Origin of the sequence: Devosia sp. (genome assembly GCF_028290435.1) — a bacterium.
Lineage (GTDB): Bacteria > Pseudomonadota > Alphaproteobacteria > Rhizobiales > Devosiaceae > Devosia.
Window position 1 is genome coordinate 1 of the sequence record NZ_JAQGJV010000081.1, and the last position, 21,882, is coordinate 21,882.

The following is a 21,882-nucleotide window of genomic DNA, read 5'->3' on the forward strand; positions in this document are numbered from 1 at the left end:
ATTGTGTCTCCAGAATGAGCGGATTGGACGCGATCTTACCCCAGGAGTGGAGAGACACCTCCCCCTTGATGGGGGAGGCTGGGAGGGGGTGACGTTTAGCCCCGATCCGTCCAACTTACCCAACTAATCCCCACCCCAAAAACCTCCGCCATAATCACCCCCGATATCTCCACAATGGCTGCGGGTTCGCGACGAACGGCCGTGGGGAGTTTGGTGGGAGGGGAATGCGGTCGCGCGATCCCTGGGCCAGCGCGACGTTCGTCTCCTGAAATAATGGAGACCACGTTCGGGCGGCCAGAAACCCCATCGCATGCGGCGAGGCGCTGTCTCGCTTATCTACAAAACCATGAGGCACGTCTCGCCGCATGCCGCAGTCTTTCCAAAACCGTGAGCCACACCGGCCCAGCGGACGCAGGCCATTGCCCCTGCCCGCATCGCTGCTACAGTGCCGCGCAACGAAACTGGATGAGAGCCCGTGGTTGGCATCGAATACATTCTGGGCATGATCGTCCGGGATCTGCACATCGTCGCCGCCATTACCGGGGCGGTTTACCTGCTGGCCTTTGTCTGTGCCGTGCGCGAGATCATGAACTCGCGCACCTCGCAGGGCTCGATTGCCTGGCTGCTGTCGCTGGGGCTGCTGCCCTTTCCGACCGCCTTTTTGTATTTGATCTTCGGCTGGAAGGCCTTTGACGATTACGCCACCGACCGGATTCGCAACGGCCGCTCGGCCCGGCCGCTACGCGCCAAGGATCTGGCCCTGATCGATCACGACAGCGGCGCGCTTTGGCCGGTGCAGACCAAGGTCTCCGAGGTCCCGTTCCTGAGCGGTAACGAAGTTGAACTCCTGATCGACGGTAAGGCTACGTTCGACTCAATTTTCGAGGGCATCAGCAAGGCCAAGACCTACCTCTTCGTCCAATTCTACATCGTGCGCGACGACCGGCTGGGCGAAGAACTGGCCGAGCGCCTGATTGAGCGCGCCCTGGCCGGGGTCAAGGTCTACCTGCTCTACGACGACGTTGGCAGCACGGGCATGCCCAAGCGGTTCCGCACCCGGTTGCGCGATGCCGGCGTCAAGGTCGCCGGTTTCAACCAGCGCCACAAATTCATGCGTTTTTACGGCCCGACGCAGATCAACTACCGCAATCACCGCAAGATCGTCGTGGTCGATGGCGAAGTGGCCTGGGTCGGCGGGCATAATGTCGGCGTCGAATATCTCGGCGAAAACAAGAAGTTCGGCCGTTGGCGCGATACCCATGTCCGTGTGGCTGGTCCCGCCACGCTCGGCTGTGCGCTGCTGTTCCGCGAGGACTGGGCCTGGGCCACCGGCGAACTGCTGTCCTCGACGCCGCCTGCCCTGGTGCCGACGCCCGGCGATCAATCGGTGCTCGTGATGGGCAGCGGGCCGGCCGACAAGCTCGAGGAATGCGCCATCGCCTTCACTGACGCGATCTCGCAGGCGCGCGAGCGGCTATGGATCGTCAGCCCCTATTTCGTGCCCGATACCGACGTGCGCACCGCGCTATACGCGGCACAATTGCGCGGCGTTGACGTGCGCATCATGCTGCCGGAAGAACCCGATCATAAAATCGTCTGGCTCGCCAGCATCGCCCATGCCGACGCCATGGTCGAGCACGGTATCTCCATCTATCGCTACACCGCCGGCTTCCTGCACCAGAAAGTGGTGCTGATGGATGATCGCATCACCAGCGTCGGCAGCGCCAATTTCGACAACCGCTCCTTCGCCATAAATTTCGAGATCACCCTCTGGTTCACCGATCCCAAGACCATCACCGCGGTGGAAACCATGCTGCTCGATGACTTCAAGAATTGCCGCCAGGTCGATCTTTACGAAGTCAAAACCCGACCGATGCGCATGCGCTTTGCCACCCAGGCGGCGCGGCTGCTGTCGCCAGTTCTCTGAAAGACCTTTATGCCATGACGCAATTTCTGTTTCGCGATGACAGCTATCAGCAGGAAACACCGGCCACGGTGACCGCCCTGACCGACGCTGGCGGCATCGTGCTCGACCGTACCAATTTCTATGCCGCCTCGGGCGGACAACCCGGCGACAGTGGCACTCTGGTGCGCGCCGACGGATCGAGCATCGCCATTGCCACGGCGATCCATCCCGAGGGAGACAAGACCGCCATCGTGCACGTCCCGGCCGAAGGCTCCGCCCTGTCTGCCATCGGTGAGCTCGTCACGGCGAAGATCGACTGGGATCGGCGCTACAAGCTGATGCGCATGCACACGGCGCTGCATCTGCTCTCGGTGGTGCTGCCCTTTGCGGTCACCGGCGGCTCGATCGGCGAGGACAAGGGGCGGCTCGATTTCAACATGCCGGAGGCACCCGAGAACCTGGCCGAGCTGGAAGCCCAGCTCAACGCCATGGTCACGGACGCCCATGATGTGACCACCGAATGGATCACCGATGCCGAAATGGCCGCCAATCCGGACTTGATCAAGACCATGAACGTCAAGCCTCCAATGGGTCAGGGTCGCGTCCGGCTGGTACGGATCGGGACTGTTGACCTGCAGCCTTGCGGCGGCACGCATGTGCGCAACACCCGCGAAATCGGCGCGCTGTCGATTGGCAAGGTCGAGAATAAAGGCAAGCAAAACAGGCGCGTAAGCCTGTTATTTGCCGATTAGAATCCGCAGGAGCGGTCCCTAGTTTATGGGCGGCGCATAGAGCAATCCGCCATTGCTCCACAGCGCATTCTGGCCGCGCAGCAGGGCCGCGCCGGTCTGCGGGCCGAAATGGCGGTCATAAAGTTCTGCGTAGTTCCCGATGGCGCGGACGACATTGCTCATGAACTTGGGCGACAGGCCGAGCGCCGTGCCGAAGTCGCCGTCGAGGCCAAGCAGGCGACGAACTCCAGTTGTCCTCGTCGCGGCCAGCGAGTCTATATTCAGCGAGGTAACACCAAGTTCCTCAGCATTGATCAGGGTATAGATGGTCCAGCGCACGATTTCGAACCACTGGTCATCGCCGGTACGCACCACCGGGCCGAGCAGTTCCTTGGAAATATGCTCAGGCAGGATGCGATTGGTCGCGGGTTCGGGCAGGCCGCGGCGGATGGCCTGGAGCTGGCGCCCAGTGGCGGACACCGCTTGGCACAGCCCGGCGCGATAGGCGATGGCGAGATCGGCCGCGTCCTCATAGACCACCTCCGAATAGGTGGCCTGGTTGGTGAAGAAGAACTCTTCCATGCGTTCGAGCTCGTCGCCGCTATCGATGACGCAGACGCTGACATTGTCGAGCTCATAGGCCGAGACGATGCCCAGCGATTGCGGGACCATGAATGCCTGGCCATCGAAGAATGTCGGGGCCACGAAATTGGCGCCATAGAGCGTGTCGCGCTGCTGGCTCCAGGCGCCGTTGCGGGTCAGCACATCAACGGCACCGGTCTGCAGCCAAGCGAACCGGGCCTCGCCGCGCAAGGAACGAAACTCAATCTTGTCGGGATCACCGAACACGGCGGCGGCAATGCCGCGGCACAAATCGACGTCGAAACCGCTCCATTTGCCGTCCGCATCCTGCTGGGCGAAGCCGGGCAGTGGATTGGTGGCGCCGCAGATCAAAAAGCCCCGGTCGCGAACCGTTTGCAGCGTGGAGATTTTGGGAGACGGCACATCGAGCGTCTGCGCCCAGGCAGGCAAGACCATAACGGCAAGCAACAGGGCGGCGAGCGTAACTCGCCACCCTTGCATTGTATTCAGCCCAAACCTGCCCTGCCCTGTCATGGCGCGAAGCATATCTGCCCCTGGCCCGAAGCGGTCAAGCCAACAAGCGGATTGCCCCAGCTTTTCGCGGAACCGGTCAGTGCAGGATCTGGCTCAGGAACAGCTTCGTGCGCTCATGCTGCGGATTGGAGAAGAAAGCCTCCGGCTCGTTCTGCTCGATGATCTGGCCCTGGTCCATGAAGATGACCCGATTGGCGACCTGGCGGGCGAAACCCATTTCGTGGGTCACGCAGATCATGGTCATGCCTTCTTCGGCCAGCGAAATCATCACCTCCAGCACTTCCTTGACCATTTCGGGATCGAGCGCCGAGGTGGGCTCATCGAACAGCATGATCTTGGGCTGCATGCAGAGCGAACGAGCAATCGCCACGCGCTGCTGCTGGCCGCCGGAGAGCTGGCCAGGGAACTTCAGCGCCTGCTCGGGAATCTTGACCCGGTTGAGATAATGCATGGCGGTCGCTTCCGCCTCGGCCTTGGGAATACCGCGCACCCAGATCGGCGCCAGCGTCAGGTTCTGCAGAATGGTCAGATGCGGGAACAGGTTGAAGTGCTGGAACACCATGCCCACTTCGCGGCGCACTTCATCGATGCGCTTGAGGTCATTGGTCAATTCGGTGCCGTTGACGATGATCTGGCCCTGCTGGTGCTCTTCCAGCCGGTTGATGCAGCGGATCAGCGTCGATTTGCCGGAACCCGAGGGGCCGGCGATGACGATGCGCTCGCCGCGCATCACCCTGAGGTCGATATCGCGCAGCACGTGGAAATCGGCATACCACTTGTTCATGCCGATGACGTCGATCGCCACGTCGGTCTTGGAGATCTGCATCTTGGAGCGGGTCACGGGCTGCCCGGCAGTGGGGTCGGTTGCGATGGACATGATTTACCTCTTGTGGCCGGTATTCAGGCGCCGTTCCATGAACTGCGAATAGCGCGACATTGAAAAACAAAACATCCAGAACACCGCGGCGGCGAAGATGTAGCCGGTGATGGCCTGAGTGGGGGAAGCCCATTCGATGGCGTCGTTCTTGGTCTTCACCGCCTCCAGCAAGTCCTTCATACCCACGATATAGACTAGGGACGTGTCTTTGAAGAGCGCGATGAAGCTGTTGACGATGCCGGGAATGACATGTTTCAGCGCCTGGGGCAGAATGATGAAACCCATCCGCTTCCAGTAACTGAGGCCCAGCGCCGCTGCCGCTTCATATTGGCCGCGGCCGATGGCCTGCATACCGCCGCGGACAACTTCGGCCATATAGGCGGACGAGAACAACGTCACGCCGACCAGAGCGCGCAGGAACTTATCCACCGTCACGCCGGCTGGCATAAACAGTGGCAGCATGATCGATGCCATGAACAGAATGGTGATAAGCGGCACGGCACGGATCAATTCGATGAAGGCGACGCAGATCGATTTGATGATCGGCATGCTCGATTGCCGGCCAAGCGCCAGCACGATGCCCAGCGGCAGCGACAGGCAGATGCCCACCACCGAGATAATCAACGTCACCATCAGCCCGCCCCATTGCTCGGTGGGAACGTAGCGCAGACCGAATACCCCGCCGCTCAGCAGGATGACGCTGGCGATCGGGAACGCGATGATAAACAGGATGGCATTGAGCCGCTTGTATGGTGCCTTCGGCATGGCCAAGGGAATGATCAGCAGCGCCAGCATGGCGAAGACGATATTGACGCGCCAATATTCTGCGGCCGGATAGAAGCCATAGACGAAGAAATCGAGCTCGCTGGCGATATAGGCCCAGCAGGCGCCGACGTTCTCGACACGGCATTGCTCGACCGTACCACCCGGCGGCACGGCCCGCCCGATCAGGAAACCATAAAGTGGCGGGACGATCCAGGCGAGGAACGCCAGGCCAAGCAGCGTCAGTAAGGTATCGCTCGGCGTGGCGAAGAGGTTCTTACGCACCCAGACGAGCGGGCCCGACGTGGGATTCGGGGCCGGCGAGGCGCCGGTCATTTCACTGCGAACGAAGGAAATATCGGTCAATTGCGCGCTCCTATCGTTCGACCAGCGCCACGCGGGCGTTGTACCAGTTCATGATTGCCGAGGTGAGCAGCGAGATCGTCAGATAGAACGCCATGGTCATGGCGATGACCTCGATGGCGCGGCCGCTCTGGCCCAGGGCAGTGCCGGCAAACACGTTCACCACCTCGGAATAACCGATGGCGGCGCCGAGCGATGAGTTCTTCGTCAGGTTGAGATACTGGCTGGTCAGCGGTGGAATGATGACCCGCATGGCCTGGGGAATGACCACCAGCCTCAGCCGATCGCTGTCTTTGAGCCCAAGCGATTGCGCGGCCTCGGTCTGCCCGTGATTGACCGCCAGGATACCGGCACGCACGGTTTCGGCGATGAAGGAGGCCGTGTAGATGCTCAGCCCCCAGGCCAAAGCCACGAATTCGGGCGGCAGTTCCAGGCCGCCCTTGAAATTGAAGCGGTTCAGAACCGGCGGGTCGAAGGTGACCGCGGCGCCACTGGCAAACCAGACGACGAGAACCAGAACAATCATCAGTGCTGCAGAGGACAGCAACACCGGAAAGCGCTTGCCGGTCGCCTCAAGGCGGCGCTTGGCCCAGCGCTGGATCAGGAATGCGCCAACCAGACCAAGCAGGATGGCGACATAAATCCAGCTGAACTGGGCATCGGGCTGCGGCCTCGGAACAAACAGGCCACGCTGGTTGATGAACATATCGAACGGCAGCGCGAAAGAGTCCTTTACCGCCGGCATCGCCTTGAGCACGGCGAAATACCAGAAGAACAATTGCAGCAGCAGCGGGATATTGCGGATGGTCTCGACATAGATTGTGGCGAGCCGCGAGATCAGAAAATTCGAGGACAGCCGGGCGATACCAAGGGTGAATCCGATGATCGTCGAAAAGAAGATGGCGATGACTGCCACCAATAGGGTGTTGGTTATGCCGACTAGGAACGCCTGCCAGTAGGTGGACTCGCGGGTGAATTCGAACAGCGAGAAACCGATCGGAAAACCGGCGGTCTTGCCCAGGAAGTCGAAGCCCGTGGTTTTGCCTTGAGCGGCCAGATTGATCGAGGTGTTGTGGACGATCCAAGTGACGAACACGACCAGCAACACGCCGACGACGACTTGGTAAATGATGCCCCGAACGACGGGGTCATTGTAGAAAGCTGTTCGCGGTGGCTGTTGCCCCGCAGACTCAAGCATTGCCATAGGTACGCCGGTCCCCTTGCACCCTGAATTCAAGCCAGTGATGGCTGGCCGTGCCCGATAAGAGAGAAACCCGGCACCAACTCAATGGCGCCGGGCATCAATAATCTTAGCGGATCGGCGCAGCGTATTGGAGGCCGCCGTCTTTCCAGAGGGCGTTCAGGCCACGGGCAAGCCCGATCGGGGTATCCGGGCCGACATTGCGGTTGAACGATTCGCCGTAGTTACCGACGAGCTTGACGATCTGGTAAGCCCAGTCCTTGGTCAGGCCGAGCGGCGTGCCGAAGTCGCCTTCAACGCCGAGCAGGCGCTTGATTTCCGGATTATCGGAACCGAGCATTTCGTCAACGTTGGCCTGGGTCACGCCCAGTTCTTCGGCCTGCAGCAGGGCGAAATAGGTCCAGCGATTGATGTTGAACCAGGTGTCGTCGCCCTGGCGAACCACGGGGCCAAGGGGTTCCTTGGAGATGATTTCGGGCAGGATGATGTGGTCGTCGGGAACGGCAAACTTGGAGCGCTCGGCCGCCAGTGCCGAAGCGTCGGTGGTGTAGACGTCGCAACGGCCATCTTCATAGGCCTTCACGACTTCGTCCTGATCGACGAACACGACGGTGTTGAATTCGAGCTTGTTGGTGGCGAAGTAGTCAGCCGCATTCAGCTCGGTGGTGGTGCCCGACTCGATGCAGATGGCAGCGCCCGACAGGTCCAGCGCCGATTTGATGCCGTCGGCCTTGCGGACCATGAAGCCCTGGCCGTCATAGTACATGGTGCCGATGAACTTGATGCCGAGCTGGGTATCGCGGCTCATGGTCCAGGTGGTGGTGCGCGACAGGATATCGATTTCGCCGGCGGACAGCGCCGTGAAGCGTTCCTGCGACGTCAGCGGGGTGTAGCGAACCTTGGTCGCGTCGTTGAAAATGGCAGCAGCAACGGCCTTGCAGAAGTCAACTTCGAGGCCGGCCCATTCATTGTTGGCATCTGGTGCCGAGAAACCAGCGACGCCGCCGGTCACGCCGCACTGCACATAGCCCTTGGCCTTTACGTCGGCCAGAGTATCGGCATGAGCGGCGGTGGCGCCGAAGGTGAGTGCGGCCGCTGCCGCTATTGCGAGAAACTTTATTTGCATTGCCTTGCCTTTGTTCCTGACCTTGTTTCTTTTATCCGGAGCGCTTTGATGGCTCTCGGTTGCACCACCGCTTTGACGGCGGTTGTGATGCTGGTAACCATCGAAGCGGCTAATGGTACGGGCGTCAAGGCCCGATAGGCCGTTGTGACAGCAAGGCTGTCGCTTTTTTGAGCTTTATACCGAGAGTGATTTGATTTTGGGCAGGCTGGTGCGATGACTGATGAAAACGCGGGCGATTTACGGACGCCGTCGATGGAAACGCTGCTCACTCATCTGGGGCGCGAACCCGACGAACAGTTCGGTTTCGTCAACACGCCGGTCTATCGCGGCTCGACGGTATTGTTCAAAACCCTCGCCGATATCGATGCCCAGGAGCAGCGGTTTCTCTATGGCCGGGCGGGCAATCCCACCACCGAGGGCGTTGAAGCCATCGTTACGGCGCTGGAGGGAGCCTATCGCACCAAGCTGGTGCCTTCGGGGCTTGCAGCAATCACCATCGCGCTGCTGAGCTGCGTCAAGGCGGGTGACGAGGTGCTGATCACCGATACCGCCTATGAGCCCGGACGCAACTTTGCCGACGGCTTCCTCGCCCGTATGGGGGTGACGACACGATATTTCGATCCGCATATCGGCGCGGGTATCGCCGCCATGATCGGGCCGCGCACGCGGGCCGTGTTGGCTGAAAGCCCGGGTTCGGTGACCTTCGAAGTACACGACTTGCCGGCTATCTCGGCCGCGACCCGCGCTGCGGGTGTCCGCTTGATTGTGGACAATAGCTGGGCCAGCCCTCTGTTTCACCAGCCGCTCAAGCTTGGCGCCGATATCGTCATTCATGCCGGCACCAAGATGTTCGTTGGGCACTCGGACGCGTTCGCCGGCACGATTTCCACGACGGAAGCGTGCTGGGACGATGTCGAGGGGACCCGCAAACTACTGGGCTTCTTTGCCTCCGGCGACGATGCCTATCTGGTGGCGCGCGGATTGCGCACGCTGGCGATCCGCATGAAGGAACACGAGCGGCGCGCTCTGGAGATCGCCACCTGGCTCGAGGGTCAGAAGGAGGTGGACACGGTGTTCCACCCGGCTTTACCGAGCCATCCCGACCACGCGATCTTCAAGCGCGACTTCAGCGGCTCGGGCAGCCTGTTCAGCATTTTGCTGAAGCCTGCGCCGCGCGATGCGCTCGCAGCTTTCCTCGATCATCTCAATATCTTCACGATGGGCTATTCCTGGGGCGGCTACGAAAGCCTCTGCATACCCTCCAATCCCCACAAAATGCGCACCGCCGTGCCATGGACGCGCGAGGGCAATATGCTGCGGCTGCATATCGGGCTGGAGGGCGTCGACGACCTCAAGGCCGATCTCGCCGCCGCGCTGGAGCGCTATGCGCGCGCCCGCTGATAGAGCCGGCGGATCGCGCATAATGGCCGCGTGACAATGTGGTTGTCGGGGCGGAACTTGAACATCCAGCGGCGCCTGGCGAAAAAGTAACGCACCACATAAGCGCCGATCAGGCCCAGGCAGGCCCCTCCGAATACGTCGGAGGGGTAATGCATGCCCACGGGCACCCGCGAGATGGCGACGAAAATGCCCGCAGCCAGCAGCCATAAGAACAGCCGCGGCGCCAGGAAACCGACCGTGAAGGCAATGCCGATGGCTGTTGTCGCGTGGCCCGAGGGGAAGCTCTGAAAAGTCCAATCGTTGACCACATTGTGGAAGCTGTAGGCTCCGAACTCTTCGAACATATCCGGACGCCCCCGCCCGATCACGCGCTTGATCAGGTTTGCCACTAATCCAGGCAGGCCGACTCCGACGAAGATATAACCGGCGAGCATCGAGACCTCATAGGCTGCCAACCGTTTCAGGCCGCGCAGAAAGTGGCCCGCAAAAACGGCAATCAAGAAAAGGGCCAGGGAGGGAATCAGCACCCAATCCGATACGCCATAGTCGGTGATGGCAAAAAACGGCGCGCGCCACGCTTCGGGCCAGCCGATGGCACCGCGCGATGCCCACACGTCGACCTGCGACACCAGCAGCAGGGCGACCACAAAACCGAGCAGAAACAGCAGCCAGGTGTCGCGATTGAGGCCAGGGGGCCAGGGTTTTGTCAGATCGATCATGGGAAGCTTTCTCGGGTGGCGGCGCGGCAGCGTCAATAGCGCATGTAAAACAGTGTGCGCACTTGCCCTTTGCGATCGGACACGGTATCGGGATGCGGCGATCTCGGAGTGTAGCTCAGCCTGGTAGAGCACTGGTTTTGGGAACCAGGGGTCCAAAGTTCGAATCTTTGTACTCCGACCATCGCATTTTCTTCGTGCCTGCTGCATGATCCAGGCAGCAACAAGGTTTGTTGAGGACCTCGCATGACTGCCCGCATCTACCGCCCCGCCCCGAACGCCATGCAGTCAGGCAAGGGCAAATCCAAAGACTGGATCCTGGTGCACGAGCAGGCCTCGGCCCGCGGCATCGATCCGTTGATGGGCTATACGACCTCGAGCGACACGCGCCAGCAGATCAAGCTGTCTTTCGATACGCTCGAAGCCGCCGAGGCCTATGCCCAGAAGAACGGCATCCCCTATTCGGTGCAGCCTGCGCATGACGCGACGCCCAAAAAGGTGAGCTATCCGGACAATTTCCGCTCCGACCGGAAGACGCCCTGGACGCATTAGCGTCATCTGCGTTCGCTATAAAAAGAATCACCCAAGCGCCGCAAGCCATTGTGGCGCTTTTGATTTTTTGGAGTGTTGTCGATGGATGCCGCACTGTTGATCGTCCTTGCCGGCGCTGCGGCGGCCGGCTTTGCGCAGGGCGTTTCGGGATTTGCGTTTTCGCTGGTGGCGCTTTCGGTTTGGGCCTGGGCGGTCGAGCCGCAACTGGCGGCGCCGATGTCGGTGTTTGGCGCCTTCGTCGGGCAATTGGTGACCCTGCCCTTCGTGTGGCGCGGGTTTGAGTTCAAGAAACTGCTGCCATTGCTCATCGGCGGCTTGATCGGCGTGCCGTTCGGCGTCGTGCTTTTGGCTTGGTTCGACCCCGAAATGTTCAAATTCGGACTTGGCGTATTCCTGCTGGTCTATTGCCCGGTCATGCTGCTGCTGCCGCACGATTATAAATGGGAGCGCGGCGGGCGTGTCGCCGACGCAATGGCCGGTTTCTGCGGCGGCCTTCTGGGCGGCATTGGCGGCATATCCGGCCCGGTGCCGACGCTGTGGACCAATCTGCGCGGTTGGAGCAAGGAAACGCAGCGCGGCGTGCTGCAAGCGTTCAACATCGCCATGCACACGACGACGCTGACGATCTACGCGTTTACCGGCTCGATCACCGGCGAGGCGCTCCAGATGTTCGCGATCATCGCGCCGGCGCTGGCGCTGCCCGCCCTGCTGGGCGTGTTGCTGTTTCACCGGCTCAACGCGCAGGCCTTCCGCCGCATGATTCTATTATTGCTGCTGGCGTCCGGATTGACGCTGATTTGGGGCACCGTGGCGCATTGGCTGTAGCCGTCCCGCGTAATGCGGTTTTTGGTTTGGCGGCCTACGGTGATCTGTCAAAGTACGGTCAACCAACTGGATTTCACCATGACTCCGTCCATCCGCGTTCTCGCCGTCGCAACTTCGCTGCTCGCTGCCGCCGTTCCGGCCAATGCGGCCCCTGCCCTGTGGGAAGTCAGCGACGGCGATAGCAAGATATGGCTGTTCGGATCGTTCCATCTGCTGCCGCCCGCCACCGAGTGGCGCACCGACATTTTCGAGCGCACCATGGCCGGCGCCGACCGCGTCTATTTTGAGACCGATGTCGGCTCCGCCGTACAGGGAGCAATCCTCGCCAAGGCAATGGCCATGGGCCTCAATCCGCTCGGCACCACGCTTTCAAGCCAATTGGACACGGCGGACGCGACCACCCTACGCTCCACCATCACCCGACTTGGCCTGCCGGTGGGGACGATCCAGGCGATGCAGCCCTGGCTTGCCACCAATATGATTAGTACGGCGGTGATCGTGGCGCTTGGATATGATCCCAATAGCGGGGTGGATATTGCCTTGCAGCGCGAGCTGCCGCGCGAACGGAAAGCCTATTTCGAGACCAGCGACGAGCAGCTCAGCTTTCTCGCCAGCGCGCCGCAGGAGGAGCAGGTCGGCATGCTGGTGGATACGCTTGACAAGCTTGACTACCTGCCCGGCCAGCTCGACGCCATGGTCACCGCCTGGGCCGCCGGCACGCCGGACGTGATGGCCGATGCCTTTTTCGACGATCTTGCCGGCTACGACGCCTTCACCCAGCGCCTGATCTTCGACCGCAATCAGACTTGGGTGGCCAAGATCGACACCATGCTCGCAGACAATGAGCAGGACCTGATCGTCGTCGGCGCCGGCCACCTGGTGGGCGATGGCAGCCTGGTGGACCTGCTGGAAAAGTCGGGCTTCAGCGTGAAGCGGCTGCAATAAAAAGGCGCCGCATTGCTGCGACGCCCGTCATTCTCAACCGGAGAACTCAGACCTCGCTGAGCTTGGTCCACTTGCCATCGGCTTTGCTAGACTGCACCGAGGCCACGATGAATTCCATGCCTTCGACGCCGTCGGCCAGGGTCGGCAGCAGGCCGTCATAGGGCGCGCCGTTGCCGCGAATGACTTCGGCGAACTGGCTATAGAGCGTGGCGAACGCTTCCAGGTACCCTTCGGGATGGCCCGAGGGAACGCGCACGTTCATGGTCGAGGCGGCATTGCCGGAGATGGCGCCGCCGCGGGTCAGCAACTGCTTGGGTTTGCCGAATTCGGTGAACCACATGTAGTTCGGATTGTCCTGGCGCCATTCAAGGCCACCCTTGTCGCCATAGACGCGCAATTGCAGGCCATTCTCGCAGCCGACTGCCACCTGGCTGGCCCAGAGCATGCCCTTGGCGCCGCCCTGGAAGCGCAGCATGATGTGGACATTGTCATCGAGCTGGCGGCCAGGCACGAAGCTGGTCAGGTCGGCCGAGACGGCCTCGGTCTTGAGGCCGGTGACGAAGCGCAGCAGGTTATAGGCATGGGTGCCGATATCGCCGATGGCGCCGCCAGCGCCAGAGCGGGCCGGGTCGGTACGCCAGGAGGCCTGTTTGTTGTCGTCGGCAGCGGCTTCAGTCAGCCAATCCTGCGGATATTCGGCCTGGACGACACGGATGGTCCCCAGCGCGCCCGACTCCACCAGTTGCCGGGCCTGCCGGATCAACGGATAGCCGGTATAGTTGTGCGTGAGCAGGAATTTGGCGCCATTCTTCGGTTTGATATTGGCCAAAGCGCGGGCGTCTTCCAGCGTCGAGGTGATCGGCTTGTCGCAGATCACATGGATGCCGGCTTCGAGGAAGGCCTTGGCCGGACCGAAATGCATATGGTTCGGCGTGACGATGGACACCGCCTCGATGCCATCGGGCCGGGCCGCTTCGGCGCGGGCCATCTCCTCGTAGCTAGTATAGATGCGGTCTTCGGCCAGCCCGATATTGCGGCCGGATTCCTTAGCCACTTCGGGGCGCGACGACAGGGCGCCTGCCACTAGATCGTAGTCGCCATCGATGCGGGAGGCGACGCGGTGCACGTAGCCGATAAAAGCTCCCGTGCCGCCGCCAACCATGCCCAGACGAATGCGCCTTGCGCCGTTTTCAGCCATTTTTGTTCCCCTCAGAGCCCGAGAATTTTGCGATTGGCGGCAAGGTCCGTACCTGACGACGCGAAATCGTCGAAGGCGTGTTCGGTGACGCGGATGATGTGGTTCTTGATGAATTCGGCGCCCTCGCGCGCGCCGTCCTCGGGATGCTTGATAGCGCATTCCCATTCCAGCACGGCCCAGCCCGCGAAGTCGTATTGCGCCATCTTGGAGAAGATCGAGGCGAAATCGACCTGGCCGTCGCCAAGCGAGCGGAAGCGCCCTGCCCGGTTGATCCAGCTCTGATAGCCGCCATAAACACCCTGTCGGCCGGTCGGATTGAACTCGGCATCCTTGACGTGGAACATCTTGATGCGCTCGTGATAGATGTCGATGTAGTCGAGATAATCGAGCTGCTGCAGCACGAAGTGGCTGGGATCATAGAGCAGGTTGGCGCGCGGATGGTTGTTCACGCGCTCGAGGAACATCTCGTAGGTGACGCCGTCGTGCAGGTCTTCGCCGGGATGGATCTCGTAGCAGAGATCGACGCCGTTCTCGTCCATGGCATTGAGGATGGGCGTCCAGCGGCGGGCCAGCTCGTCGAAGGCTTCCTCGACGAGGCCAGCCGGACGCTGCGGGAACGGATAGAGGAACGGCCAGGCCAGCGCGCCCGAAAAGGTCGCGTGCTCGGTGAGACCGAGATTCTTGGAAGCCTTGGCGGCCCACATGAGCTGCTGCACCGCCCATTCCTGGCGGGCCTTGGGATTGCCATGCACCGATGCGGGGGCAAAGCCATCCAGCATGGTGTCATAGACCGGATGCGCAGCGACGAGCTGGCCCTGCAGATGGGTTGATAGCTCGGTGATGGCAATGCCGTGCTTGGCGGCGGTGCCGACCAATTCGTCGGCATAGGTCTTGGATGTAGCGGCCTTTTCCAGGTCGATCAGGCTACCAACCCAGGTCGGGATCTGCACGCCCTTGTAGCCGTAATTGGCAGCCCAGCCGCAGATGGCGTCGAAGGAATTGAATGGTGCCGCGTCGCCGGCGAACTGGGCCAAAAAGATCGCTGGCCCCTTGATGGTGCGCATGTCGTTTCTCCTCTGTCGGCGCTTGGCGCCAAGTCTTCTGTTGCGGCTTTATGGAACAGGCGGCGAGTGACCGCCGCCTGCTCATTATTCCGATATCAATCTTGACCGGCGCACTGCCCCTGTCAATGAGGTACGCACATCAGGCGCGCAGCAGAGCCCGCGCTTCGTCGGGACCAAGGGCTGCCGGACGCTCGCAGGTGGTCTGCAGCGTGATGACCTGACCGGTTTCGCCAGCCCGCAGGATCGACGTCATGACGTCGATCGCATGGAGCGCCACGTCGAGGCCGCAGCGCGGCGTATGGCCGTCTTCGAGCGACAACAGCATGTCGGACAGGCCGGCATTGCGGTAGTTGGCGCGCGGATTGGGCTTGTCGAGCTCCTGGTTCGCCTTGCCGAACGGGTGGTCCCACGGCGTTACGGCTTCCTTGGTGCCTTCGAGGTTGGCAATGGTCAGGTCGCCATTGAAGAAGTTGGGATCGGGCACGAAAATCGAGCCGTCGGTGCCGTAGAGTTCGATATTGTGGTGGCCATGGCTGGCCACGTCCCAGCTCGCGCCCAAGGTGATGATGGCGCCGTTGTGGAATTCCATCACGGCGTGGATCGTGGTTGGCGTGCCAACCTTGATCATCGTGCCCTTGAGCGGGGAGTCAGGCGTGGTGATCTCGCGTTCGGCGCGGGCCATGCCGGTAAAGGCGGTGACGCGCTTGATCGGCCCGACGAGGCTGATCAGGTCGGTGATGTAATAGGGGCCGAGATCGAGGATCGGGCCCCCGCCGGACTGAAAGAAGAAGTCCGGATTGGGATGCCAGTGTTCCATGCCGCGGCTTTGCACGTGCATGGTGCCCGAAGCGATGCGGCCGATCTTGCCGCTGTCGATGATCGAGCGAGCCTGCTGGTGGGCGCCGCCCAGGAACGTGTCCGGAGCCGAGCCGACCAGCACCTTGTGCTCGGCGGCCAGGGCCTTGAGCGCGATGCCTTCTTCGACGCTGAGGACGAAGGGCTTTTCGGAATAGGCATGCTTGCCGGAGGTGATGATGTCCTTGGACACCGAAAAGTGGGTCGAGGGGATGGTCAGGTTGACGATCACATCGACTTCACTGTTTTTCAGCAGCTCGTCGGGGGTCTGCGCCTTGACGTTGTATTCGGCAGCGCGCGCCTGGGCGGCGGCCGGAACGATATCGGCGATGGCGCGCACTTCAAGATTCTTGAACAGCGGCGCGAGACGCAGATAGGCGCCCGAGATATTGCCGGCACCCATGATGCCGACGCCATAAGTCTTGGCCATGTTAGACTCCGAAAGAATTGACGGTCGCGATGGACCGAATGGCAAAGCGGGTGATGTCGTTTGGATTGTCGTGCTCGGCCACGAAGTAGCGGGCCGCAGTCTTGGCCTTGACGTGATTCAGCAGGTCTTTCCACGGCAGCGTGCCAAAGCCGACATCGGCCCAACCATCTTCATCGAGGTTCTGGCCGGCTGGCGCGATGTCCTTGACGTGGACGGCTACGATGCGCTTGCCGAACTTTTCCAGCCAGGCGAAGGCGTCGGCCTTGCCGCGGTAGATCCAGGCGATATCGGCTTCGGTGTAGATATCCGGAGCGGCTTCAAGCAGCACGTCCATTGGATAGCGGCCATCGGGCAGCACGGCGAATTCGAAATCGTGGTTGTGGTAACCGAAGGTGATGCCGGCCTTGGTGAAGGGCGCGGACAGCTTGGCGAGACGCTCGCCAAAGGCTTGCCAACCGGCAATATCGGTAGGGCGCTGCTCGGGCGACAGCCAAGGGCACATGAACACCGTGGTGCCCAGCGCCTCGTTAATCGCCAATGCGCGATCGGGCTGTTCCAGCAGATCTAGACCGACATGCGCGGTCGGCATGCTCAGGCCGTTGGCATCGAGCTTAGCCTTGAGGCCCGGCAGGTCGCCATAAAGGCCACCCAAGCCGCCGTCGGTGGAGGCGTAATCGAGCCCACCATAGCCCTCGACATATTTGTAGCCGGCATCGGCGACGGTTTTCAGCACCTGATCAAGCGGGTAATTGCGCCCGCTGAACATCTGGAACGACATATCCATAATTTTGGTCCTTATAGAGTGGCTTCTGAGGGAAGCCGATTATTTCCAGCTCTTCCACGCGTCCATGGCGCGCGTGGCGAAGCGATTCACATCCGACGGGTTGTCGTGTTCAGCAACGAAATACTGGGCGCGGGTCTTGGCGCGAATGGTGCCGATGAGCTTGTCCCAGCCCATGGTGCCCTGCCCCGGATCGGCCCAGCCATCTTCATCTTCGGCAACGCCGGCGGGGGCGATGTCCTTGACGTGGACGGCGGTGATGCGCTGGCCGTAAGCGTCGAACCACTTCTGCGGATCGTTCTCGCCGCGCACGATCCAGGCCACGTCGGCCTCCCACTCGATATCCTTGGCGGTATCGAGGATGATGTTCATCGGCAGCTTGCCGGTTTCGGTCGGCCAGAATTCGAAGTGGTGATTGTGCCAGCCAAAGCCGAGACCGGCCTTCTTGTAGGTCACGGCCAGCTCGGCCAGCGTCTCGGCCAATTGCACCCAGCCGGCTTCAGGCTGCTTGCGCTGGTCCTGCGGAATGGCCGGGCAGAACACTGTCTTGATGCCAAGCGTCTCGGCGGTCTTAAGCGTGGTCGAGATGTCCTTGAGCATATCGAGGCCGAAATGGCCCGTGGGCATGGTCAGCCCATTAGCCTTGAGCGAAGCGGCCAGCGTGGCAGCATCGGCATAAAGCCCGCCATAGCCTTCCACCTGTCCGTAACCCAGCGCCTTGAGCTTGGCGAGGACGGCGTCAGTGGGCGGAAAATTGCGGGCGCTGTAGAGCTGGAAGGACAGTTCGGTCACTTTTGGCCTCAGATTAACGTTCATACGGAGATCAGTACCACTGAGATAGCGCATTCGTCATGCGACATCGCGCCAGTTCGACAGGTTTGTTGCTTGAAAAGTAACATCGGCCGAGATCGGGCGCGGTGAGCGTTGCCGGCGTCGAGGCGCCGGCAACAGTTCATCAAATGCGGTTGGTGGTTTCGGCGTTGAACAGCGAGCCGCGCGCCGGATCGAAGCCGACCAGGATTTTCTGGCCGGTCGTGATCACCACGTCGCTGTCGCAGCGGAAGGTCACGGCCTTGCCGGCGATCTTGGTCCAGGCCAGCGTGTCCGACCCCATGGGCTCGACGATCTCGATTTCGACTTCCTGATTGAACGGCTTGGATTTGGCTTCCTCACCGATCACGATGTGCTCAGGGCGAACGCCCAGCACAGCCTTGGTCGAACCGCTGACCGGGGTCGCAAACTGATAGGTCGCAATCGGCACCACGGTGCCGTCATCCGCAACAAAGGTCTGGTTGGCGGCATTGAGTGTGCCTTCGAGGAAGTTCATCGAGGGCGAGCCGATGAAACCGGCGACATACAGGTTGACCGGGCGGTTGTAGATGGTGTGCGGATCGGCCAGTTGCTGGATTTCGCCATTCTTCATGATGGCGATGCGGTCGGCCAGGGTCAGTGCCTCGATCTGGTCGTGGGTGACGTAGATCATCGTATTCTTCAGACGGTGATGCAGCCGCTTGATTTCCACGCGCAAGTCGCTGCGCAGCTTGGCATCGAGGTTGGACAGCGGCTCGTCGAACAGGAACACATCCACGTCGCGAACCAGGGCACGCCCGATGGCGACGCGCTGGCGCTGGCCGCCCGACAGGTTAGCGGGCTTCCGAGCCAGCAGCGGCTGGATCTGCAGGATTTCGGCGGCGCGATTCACGCGTTGCTCGATTTCCGCCTTGGGCATGCCGGCGACGCGCAGGCCGAACGACAGGTTCCGCTCCACTGTCATCTGCGGATAGAGCGCATAGGATTGGAACACCATGCCGATGCCACGGTCCTTGGGCTCGGCCCAGGTGACATTCTTGCCGCCGATGAAGATCTGCCCTTCGGTGACGTCGAGCAGGCCGGCAATGCAGTTCAGCAGGGTCGACTTGCCGCAGCCCGAGGGCCCCAGCAAGACGATGAATTCGCCCCTGGCCACTTCCAGATCGAGCGACTGGAGCACTTTGACACTGCCGAAATCGAGCGACAGGTTTTTGATTGAAACACTAGATTCCATAATAGGTTATCCCTTCACCGCGCCGGCAGCGATGCCGCGGACGAACCATTTTCCCGAGATGAAATAAACCGCCAGGGGCACGAGGCCCGTCAGGATGGTTGCGGCCATGTTGACGTTGTATTCCTTCACGCCCTGCGTGGAGTTGACGATGTTATTAAGCTGCACGGTCATCGGATAATTCTGGTTGCCGGCGTAGATGACGCCGAACAGGAAGTCGTTCCAGATACCTGTGATCTGCAGGATCATTGCCACCACGAAGATCGGCAGCGACATCGGCACCATGATCTGGAAGAAAATCCGCCAGAACCCTGCCCCGTCGACGCGCGCCGCCTTGAACAATTCAGGCGGCAGGGACGCGAAGTAATTGCGGAACAGCAGCGTCAGGATCGGCATGCCGAAGATGGTGTGGATGAGGATGACGCCCTGCAAGGTGGAGAACATCTTGAGTTCGCGCAGGATGATCACCATTGGATAGAGCATCACCTGGTAGGGGATGAACGAGCCGAACAGCAGGATGACGAAGAAAACTTCCGAGCCCTTGAAGCGCCAGTTGACCAGGGCATAGCCATTGATCGAGGCGATCAGCACCGAGACGATAACGCTGGGGACGGTAATCTTGACCGAGTTGAAGAACCCGACCTTGAGCCCCTCGCAATACAGGCCCGTGCAGGCGCTGTTCCAGGCCTTGAACCAGGGATCGAAGGTGAAGCGCACCGGCAGGGCAAAGATGTTGCCGCCGCGAACCTCGTCCAGATCCTTGAGTGAGGTCACGATCATCACGTACATCGGAAACAGATAGTAGACCGATACGAAGAACAGCAGCGAATAGATGATGATCTTGCGGGGTGTGAAGAACGGACGCGGACGCATGCCGCGGGGCTCTAAAGTGTCGACTGCCACGATTGGCCTCCCTTGCTGACGCTTCCGGTCATTTGTTCTTCTTCGGGCCGAATTCGAGGTACGCCCAGGGGATGAGGATGATGGCCACGGTGACCAGCATGACGGTGGATGCAGCCAGGCCCTGCCCCAGATTGGCGCGGCCGAACATGTAGTCATAAACATACTTGGCCGGCACGTCGGAGGCGAAGCCCGGGCCGCCCTGGGTCAGCGCGACCACCAGATCGTATAGCCGCACGATGCCCGAACCGACGATCACCAGCGTGGTGACGATCACGCCGCGCATCATCGGCAGCACGATCTGCAGGTAAGTGCGCCAGGTGGGAATGCCATCAACGCGAGCGGCTTTCCAGATTTCCTCGTCGACGCCACGCAGGCCAGCCAGCATCAGCACCATAACGAAGCCGGTGCCCTGCCACAGGCCAGCAATGACCAGGCCATAAATGACGGTGTTGCCATTGTTCAGCAGGTCGAAATGCAGGTTGGTAAAGCCCCAGTCATGCAGGACCTTTTCGATCCCGTAGTTAGGATTCATGATCCACTGCCAGACCAGGCCCGTCACGATGAACGAGAGCGCGAACGGGTAGAGCAGAATGGTGCGGAAGGTATTTTCGAAGCGGATTTTCTGATCCATCAGCACGGCCAGCAAAAAGCCGATGACCATGGTGAAGACCAGCGCCATCACCCCGTACATCGCCAGATTTTTGGCGGCGCCGATAAATCGCGCCGTATGAAACAGTCGCTCGTATTGGGCAAAGCCGACAAACTTGCCGCTGGGGAGCTGTCCCGAATTGGTGAAGGAGTAATACACACTCCAGGCGCTGCAGCCGACGAACACCACGAGCACGGTGACAATCATCGGGAGCGCCGCGATTTTGGCACTCAGATTTTTCAGTAGCAGGTTGCGCAGGAAGCTTGGCCGGGTTGCGTGTTCCGGTTTGCTTTGCGCAGACAGTGTCGCGTCGGCCATGGATAGATGCCCCATTGTGAGCCTTCGTGGAAAACATGGCCGGCCCGGGATTTCCCCAAGCCGGCCACGCCTAGCCTATGGTCGGACTACCAATTAATCGGCAGCGGCGACGATGTCGGCGAACTGAGCCTGCATGTCGTCGACAGTCATCGACTTGTCGGCGAAGAATGCGAGCACGAGATCCTGCAGCTGGCCCTGGGTGTCGGAGCTGAAGCTCTGGTCACCGGTGGGCAGTACGTTCTCGGGGTTCGCAAGGATGGCGAGACCCTTCTTCATGCAGTCATTGGCAGCGTTCAGATCGACGTCGCCGCGAACTGGCATCGAGCCCTTCTTCAGGTTGAACGCAACCTGCACTTCGGGGGTCAGCAGCATCTTGGCCAGCTCGAGCTGAGCACGAGTGACTTCAGGATCGCTGTTCTTGGGGAAGTAGAAAGCGTCGCCGCCGGTGTCGACCACGTCATGCAGACCAAGGCCCGGCAGGCATTCATAGTCCTTGCCAGCAACCTGGTTGGCCACGGCGAATTCGCCCTGAGCCCAGTCGCCCATCACGTTACCGGCTGCCTTGCCTTCGATCACGAGGTTGATCGCGTCGTTCCACTGCGGAACCATGGCATTGGAGTCGGTGGCTTCGCGCACGTCGGCGAGAGCCTGAACCACAGCCTTGAATTCAGGACCACGGACGGCATCGGCGTTCTTGTCGACGTTGACCTGACGGAACAGATCAAGACCACCGATACCAGCCAGGAGCGAACCCCACATGGTATTGATCGGCCAGCCCTGGCCGATAGCCATCGGCAGGATCCCGGCTTCCTTCAGCTTTGGGAAATCGGCGACATATTCATTCCAGTTGGTCGGCGTCGGGATACCGGCCGTCTTGAAGGCGGCGTCGCTCAGCCACAGCCACTGCGTGGAGTGGATGTTGACCGGAACGCAGTACATCTTGCCTTCGAACATGCAAGAATCCATCAGCTTGGCCGGACGGATGACGTCCTTCCAATGCTCAGCGTCGGCAACCGAGGTCAGGTCCTGCATCAGGCCAGCCTGGATGAGCTGCTCGGCATCGCGGCCGGTGTTCATCTGGGTGGCGCCCATGGGGTTGCCGCCAAGAATACGGCTGATGAT

At 60.9% G+C, this 21,882-nt stretch carries 21 protein-coding genes and 1 tRNA gene; 7 read left to right on the plus strand and 15 right to left on the minus strand.

What is annotated here, in order from left to right; all coding sequences use genetic code 11:
• The first annotated feature begins 475 nt into the window (after window positions 1-475).
• Both cls and JWP26_RS17950 read left to right on the plus strand, forming a co-directional pair.
• Window positions 476-1,927, plus strand: coding sequence for a cardiolipin synthase (cls, locus tag JWP26_RS17945; RefSeq protein ID WP_299730907.1), 1,452 nt, complete (start codon window positions 476-478; stop codon window positions 1,925-1,927).
• A gap of 14 nt (window positions 1,928-1,941) precedes the next feature.
• Window positions 1,942-2,658 carry an alanyl-tRNA editing protein gene (locus JWP26_RS17950; protein ID WP_299730909.1) on the plus strand — a complete coding sequence of 239 codons (717 nt, stop codon included), beginning with the start codon at window positions 1,942-1,944 and terminating at the stop codon, window positions 2,656-2,658.
• A gap of 18 nt (window positions 2,659-2,676) precedes the next feature.
• Here JWP26_RS17950 and JWP26_RS17955 read toward each other — a convergent pair whose 3' ends face one another.
• The 5 genes from JWP26_RS17955 to JWP26_RS17975 all read right to left on the minus strand — a co-directional run bounded on the left by JWP26_RS17955 (window position 2,677) and on the right by JWP26_RS17975 (window position 8,082).
• Entirely contained in the window at window positions 2,677-3,675 is a 999-nt protein-coding gene (locus JWP26_RS17955; protein WP_299730912.1) for an amino acid ABC transporter substrate-binding protein, read from the minus strand.
• 154 nt (window positions 3,676-3,829) lie between these two features.
• The gene (locus JWP26_RS17960; protein WP_299730915.1) at window positions 3,830-4,630 is read right to left on the minus strand and encodes an amino acid ABC transporter ATP-binding protein; all 801 of its coding nucleotides are present in this window, start codon (window positions 4,628-4,630) and stop codon (window positions 3,830-3,832) included.
• A gap of 3 nt (window positions 4,631-4,633) precedes the next feature.
• A complete protein-coding gene (locus JWP26_RS17965; RefSeq protein WP_299730956.1) occupies window positions 4,634-5,728 on the minus strand; it encodes an amino acid ABC transporter permease in 1,095 nt (364 codons plus the stop codon).
• A 40-nt stretch (window positions 5,729-5,768) separates the two neighbouring features.
• On the minus strand, window positions 5,769-6,959 hold the full coding sequence (locus JWP26_RS17970; RefSeq protein WP_299730917.1) for an amino acid ABC transporter permease: 1,191 nt from the start codon (window positions 6,957-6,959) through the stop codon (window positions 5,769-5,771).
• Window positions 6,960-7,065: 106 nt separating this feature from the next.
• The gene (locus JWP26_RS17975) at window positions 7,066-8,082 is read right to left on the minus strand and encodes an amino acid ABC transporter substrate-binding protein (protein ID WP_299730919.1); all 1,017 of its coding nucleotides are present in this window, start codon (window positions 8,080-8,082) and stop codon (window positions 7,066-7,068) included.
• Window positions 8,083-8,295: 213 nt separating this feature from the next.
• On the opposite strand from JWP26_RS17975, the gene metC reads away from it, so the two are divergent.
• Window positions 8,296-9,483, plus strand: a complete 1,188-nt coding sequence (gene metC / locus JWP26_RS17980; RefSeq protein WP_299730922.1) for a cystathionine beta-lyase — start codon at window positions 8,296-8,298, stop codon at window positions 9,481-9,483.
• Here the strand turns inward: metC and JWP26_RS17985 are convergent.
• A complete protein-coding gene (locus tag JWP26_RS17985) occupies window positions 9,465-10,202 on the minus strand; it encodes a phosphatase PAP2 family protein (RefSeq protein ID WP_299730925.1) in 738 nt (245 codons plus the stop codon). The genes metC and JWP26_RS17985 overlap by 19 nt on opposite strands.
• Before the next feature lie 104 nt (window positions 10,203-10,306).
• On the opposite strand from JWP26_RS17985, the gene JWP26_RS17990 reads away from it, so the two are divergent.
• The 4 genes from JWP26_RS17990 to JWP26_RS18005 all read left to right on the plus strand — a co-directional run bounded on the left by JWP26_RS17990 (window position 10,307) and on the right by JWP26_RS18005 (window position 12,521).
• Window positions 10,307-10,383: transfer RNA gene (locus tag JWP26_RS17990), tRNA-Pro, on the plus strand.
• 62 nt (window positions 10,384-10,445) lie between these two features.
• On the plus strand, window positions 10,446-10,751 hold the full coding sequence (locus tag JWP26_RS17995) for an ETC complex I subunit (RefSeq protein ID WP_299730928.1): 306 nt from the start codon (window positions 10,446-10,448) through the stop codon (window positions 10,749-10,751).
• Window positions 10,752-10,832: 81 nt separating this feature from the next.
• On the plus strand, window positions 10,833-11,576 hold the full coding sequence (locus JWP26_RS18000) for a sulfite exporter TauE/SafE family protein (protein ID WP_299730931.1): 744 nt from the start codon (window positions 10,833-10,835) through the stop codon (window positions 11,574-11,576).
• Window positions 11,577-11,654: 78 nt separating this feature from the next.
• Window positions 11,655-12,521 carry a TraB/GumN family protein gene (locus JWP26_RS18005; protein ID WP_299730934.1) on the plus strand — a complete coding sequence of 289 codons (867 nt, stop codon included), beginning with the start codon at window positions 11,655-11,657 and terminating at the stop codon, window positions 12,519-12,521.
• Between the two features lie 46 nt (window positions 12,522-12,567).
• Here JWP26_RS18005 and JWP26_RS18010 read toward each other — a convergent pair whose 3' ends face one another.
• From JWP26_RS18010 to JWP26_RS18050, 9 genes are all read right to left on the minus strand, one after another.
• Complete coding sequence (locus JWP26_RS18010) at window positions 12,568-13,719, minus strand: Gfo/Idh/MocA family oxidoreductase (RefSeq protein WP_299730937.1); 1,152 nt, start codon at window positions 13,717-13,719, stop codon at window positions 12,568-12,570.
• A gap of 11 nt (window positions 13,720-13,730) precedes the next feature.
• On the minus strand, window positions 13,731-14,783 hold the full coding sequence (locus JWP26_RS18015; RefSeq protein WP_299730941.1) for a sugar phosphate isomerase/epimerase: 1,053 nt from the start codon (window positions 14,781-14,783) through the stop codon (window positions 13,731-13,733).
• Between the two features lie 139 nt (window positions 14,784-14,922).
• On the minus strand, window positions 14,923-16,068 hold the full coding sequence (locus tag JWP26_RS18020) for a Gfo/Idh/MocA family oxidoreductase (RefSeq protein WP_299730944.1): 1,146 nt from the start codon (window positions 16,066-16,068) through the stop codon (window positions 14,923-14,925).
• 1 nt (window position 16,069) lies between these two features.
• A complete protein-coding gene (locus tag JWP26_RS18025) occupies window positions 16,070-16,855 on the minus strand; it encodes a sugar phosphate isomerase/epimerase (RefSeq protein ID WP_299730959.1) in 786 nt (261 codons plus the stop codon).
• 36 nt (window positions 16,856-16,891) lie between these two features.
• On the minus strand, window positions 16,892-17,641 hold the full coding sequence (locus JWP26_RS18030) for a sugar phosphate isomerase/epimerase (protein WP_299730947.1): 750 nt from the start codon (window positions 17,639-17,641) through the stop codon (window positions 16,892-16,894).
• A gap of 163 nt (window positions 17,642-17,804) precedes the next feature.
• The gene (locus tag JWP26_RS18035) at window positions 17,805-18,893 is read right to left on the minus strand and encodes an ABC transporter ATP-binding protein (protein ID WP_299730950.1); all 1,089 of its coding nucleotides are present in this window, start codon (window positions 18,891-18,893) and stop codon (window positions 17,805-17,807) included.
• Window positions 18,894-18,899: 6 nt separating this feature from the next.
• A complete protein-coding gene (locus JWP26_RS18040; protein ID WP_299730962.1) occupies window positions 18,900-19,763 on the minus strand; it encodes a carbohydrate ABC transporter permease in 864 nt (287 codons plus the stop codon).
• A gap of 58 nt (window positions 19,764-19,821) precedes the next feature.
• On the minus strand, window positions 19,822-20,649 hold the full coding sequence (locus tag JWP26_RS18045; RefSeq protein ID WP_299730964.1) for a carbohydrate ABC transporter permease: 828 nt from the start codon (window positions 20,647-20,649) through the stop codon (window positions 19,822-19,824).
• A gap of 204 nt (window positions 20,650-20,853) precedes the next feature.
• The coding region (locus tag JWP26_RS18050; RefSeq protein WP_299730953.1) for an ABC transporter substrate-binding protein at window positions 20,854-21,882 on the minus strand (1,029 nt) is incomplete at its 5' end.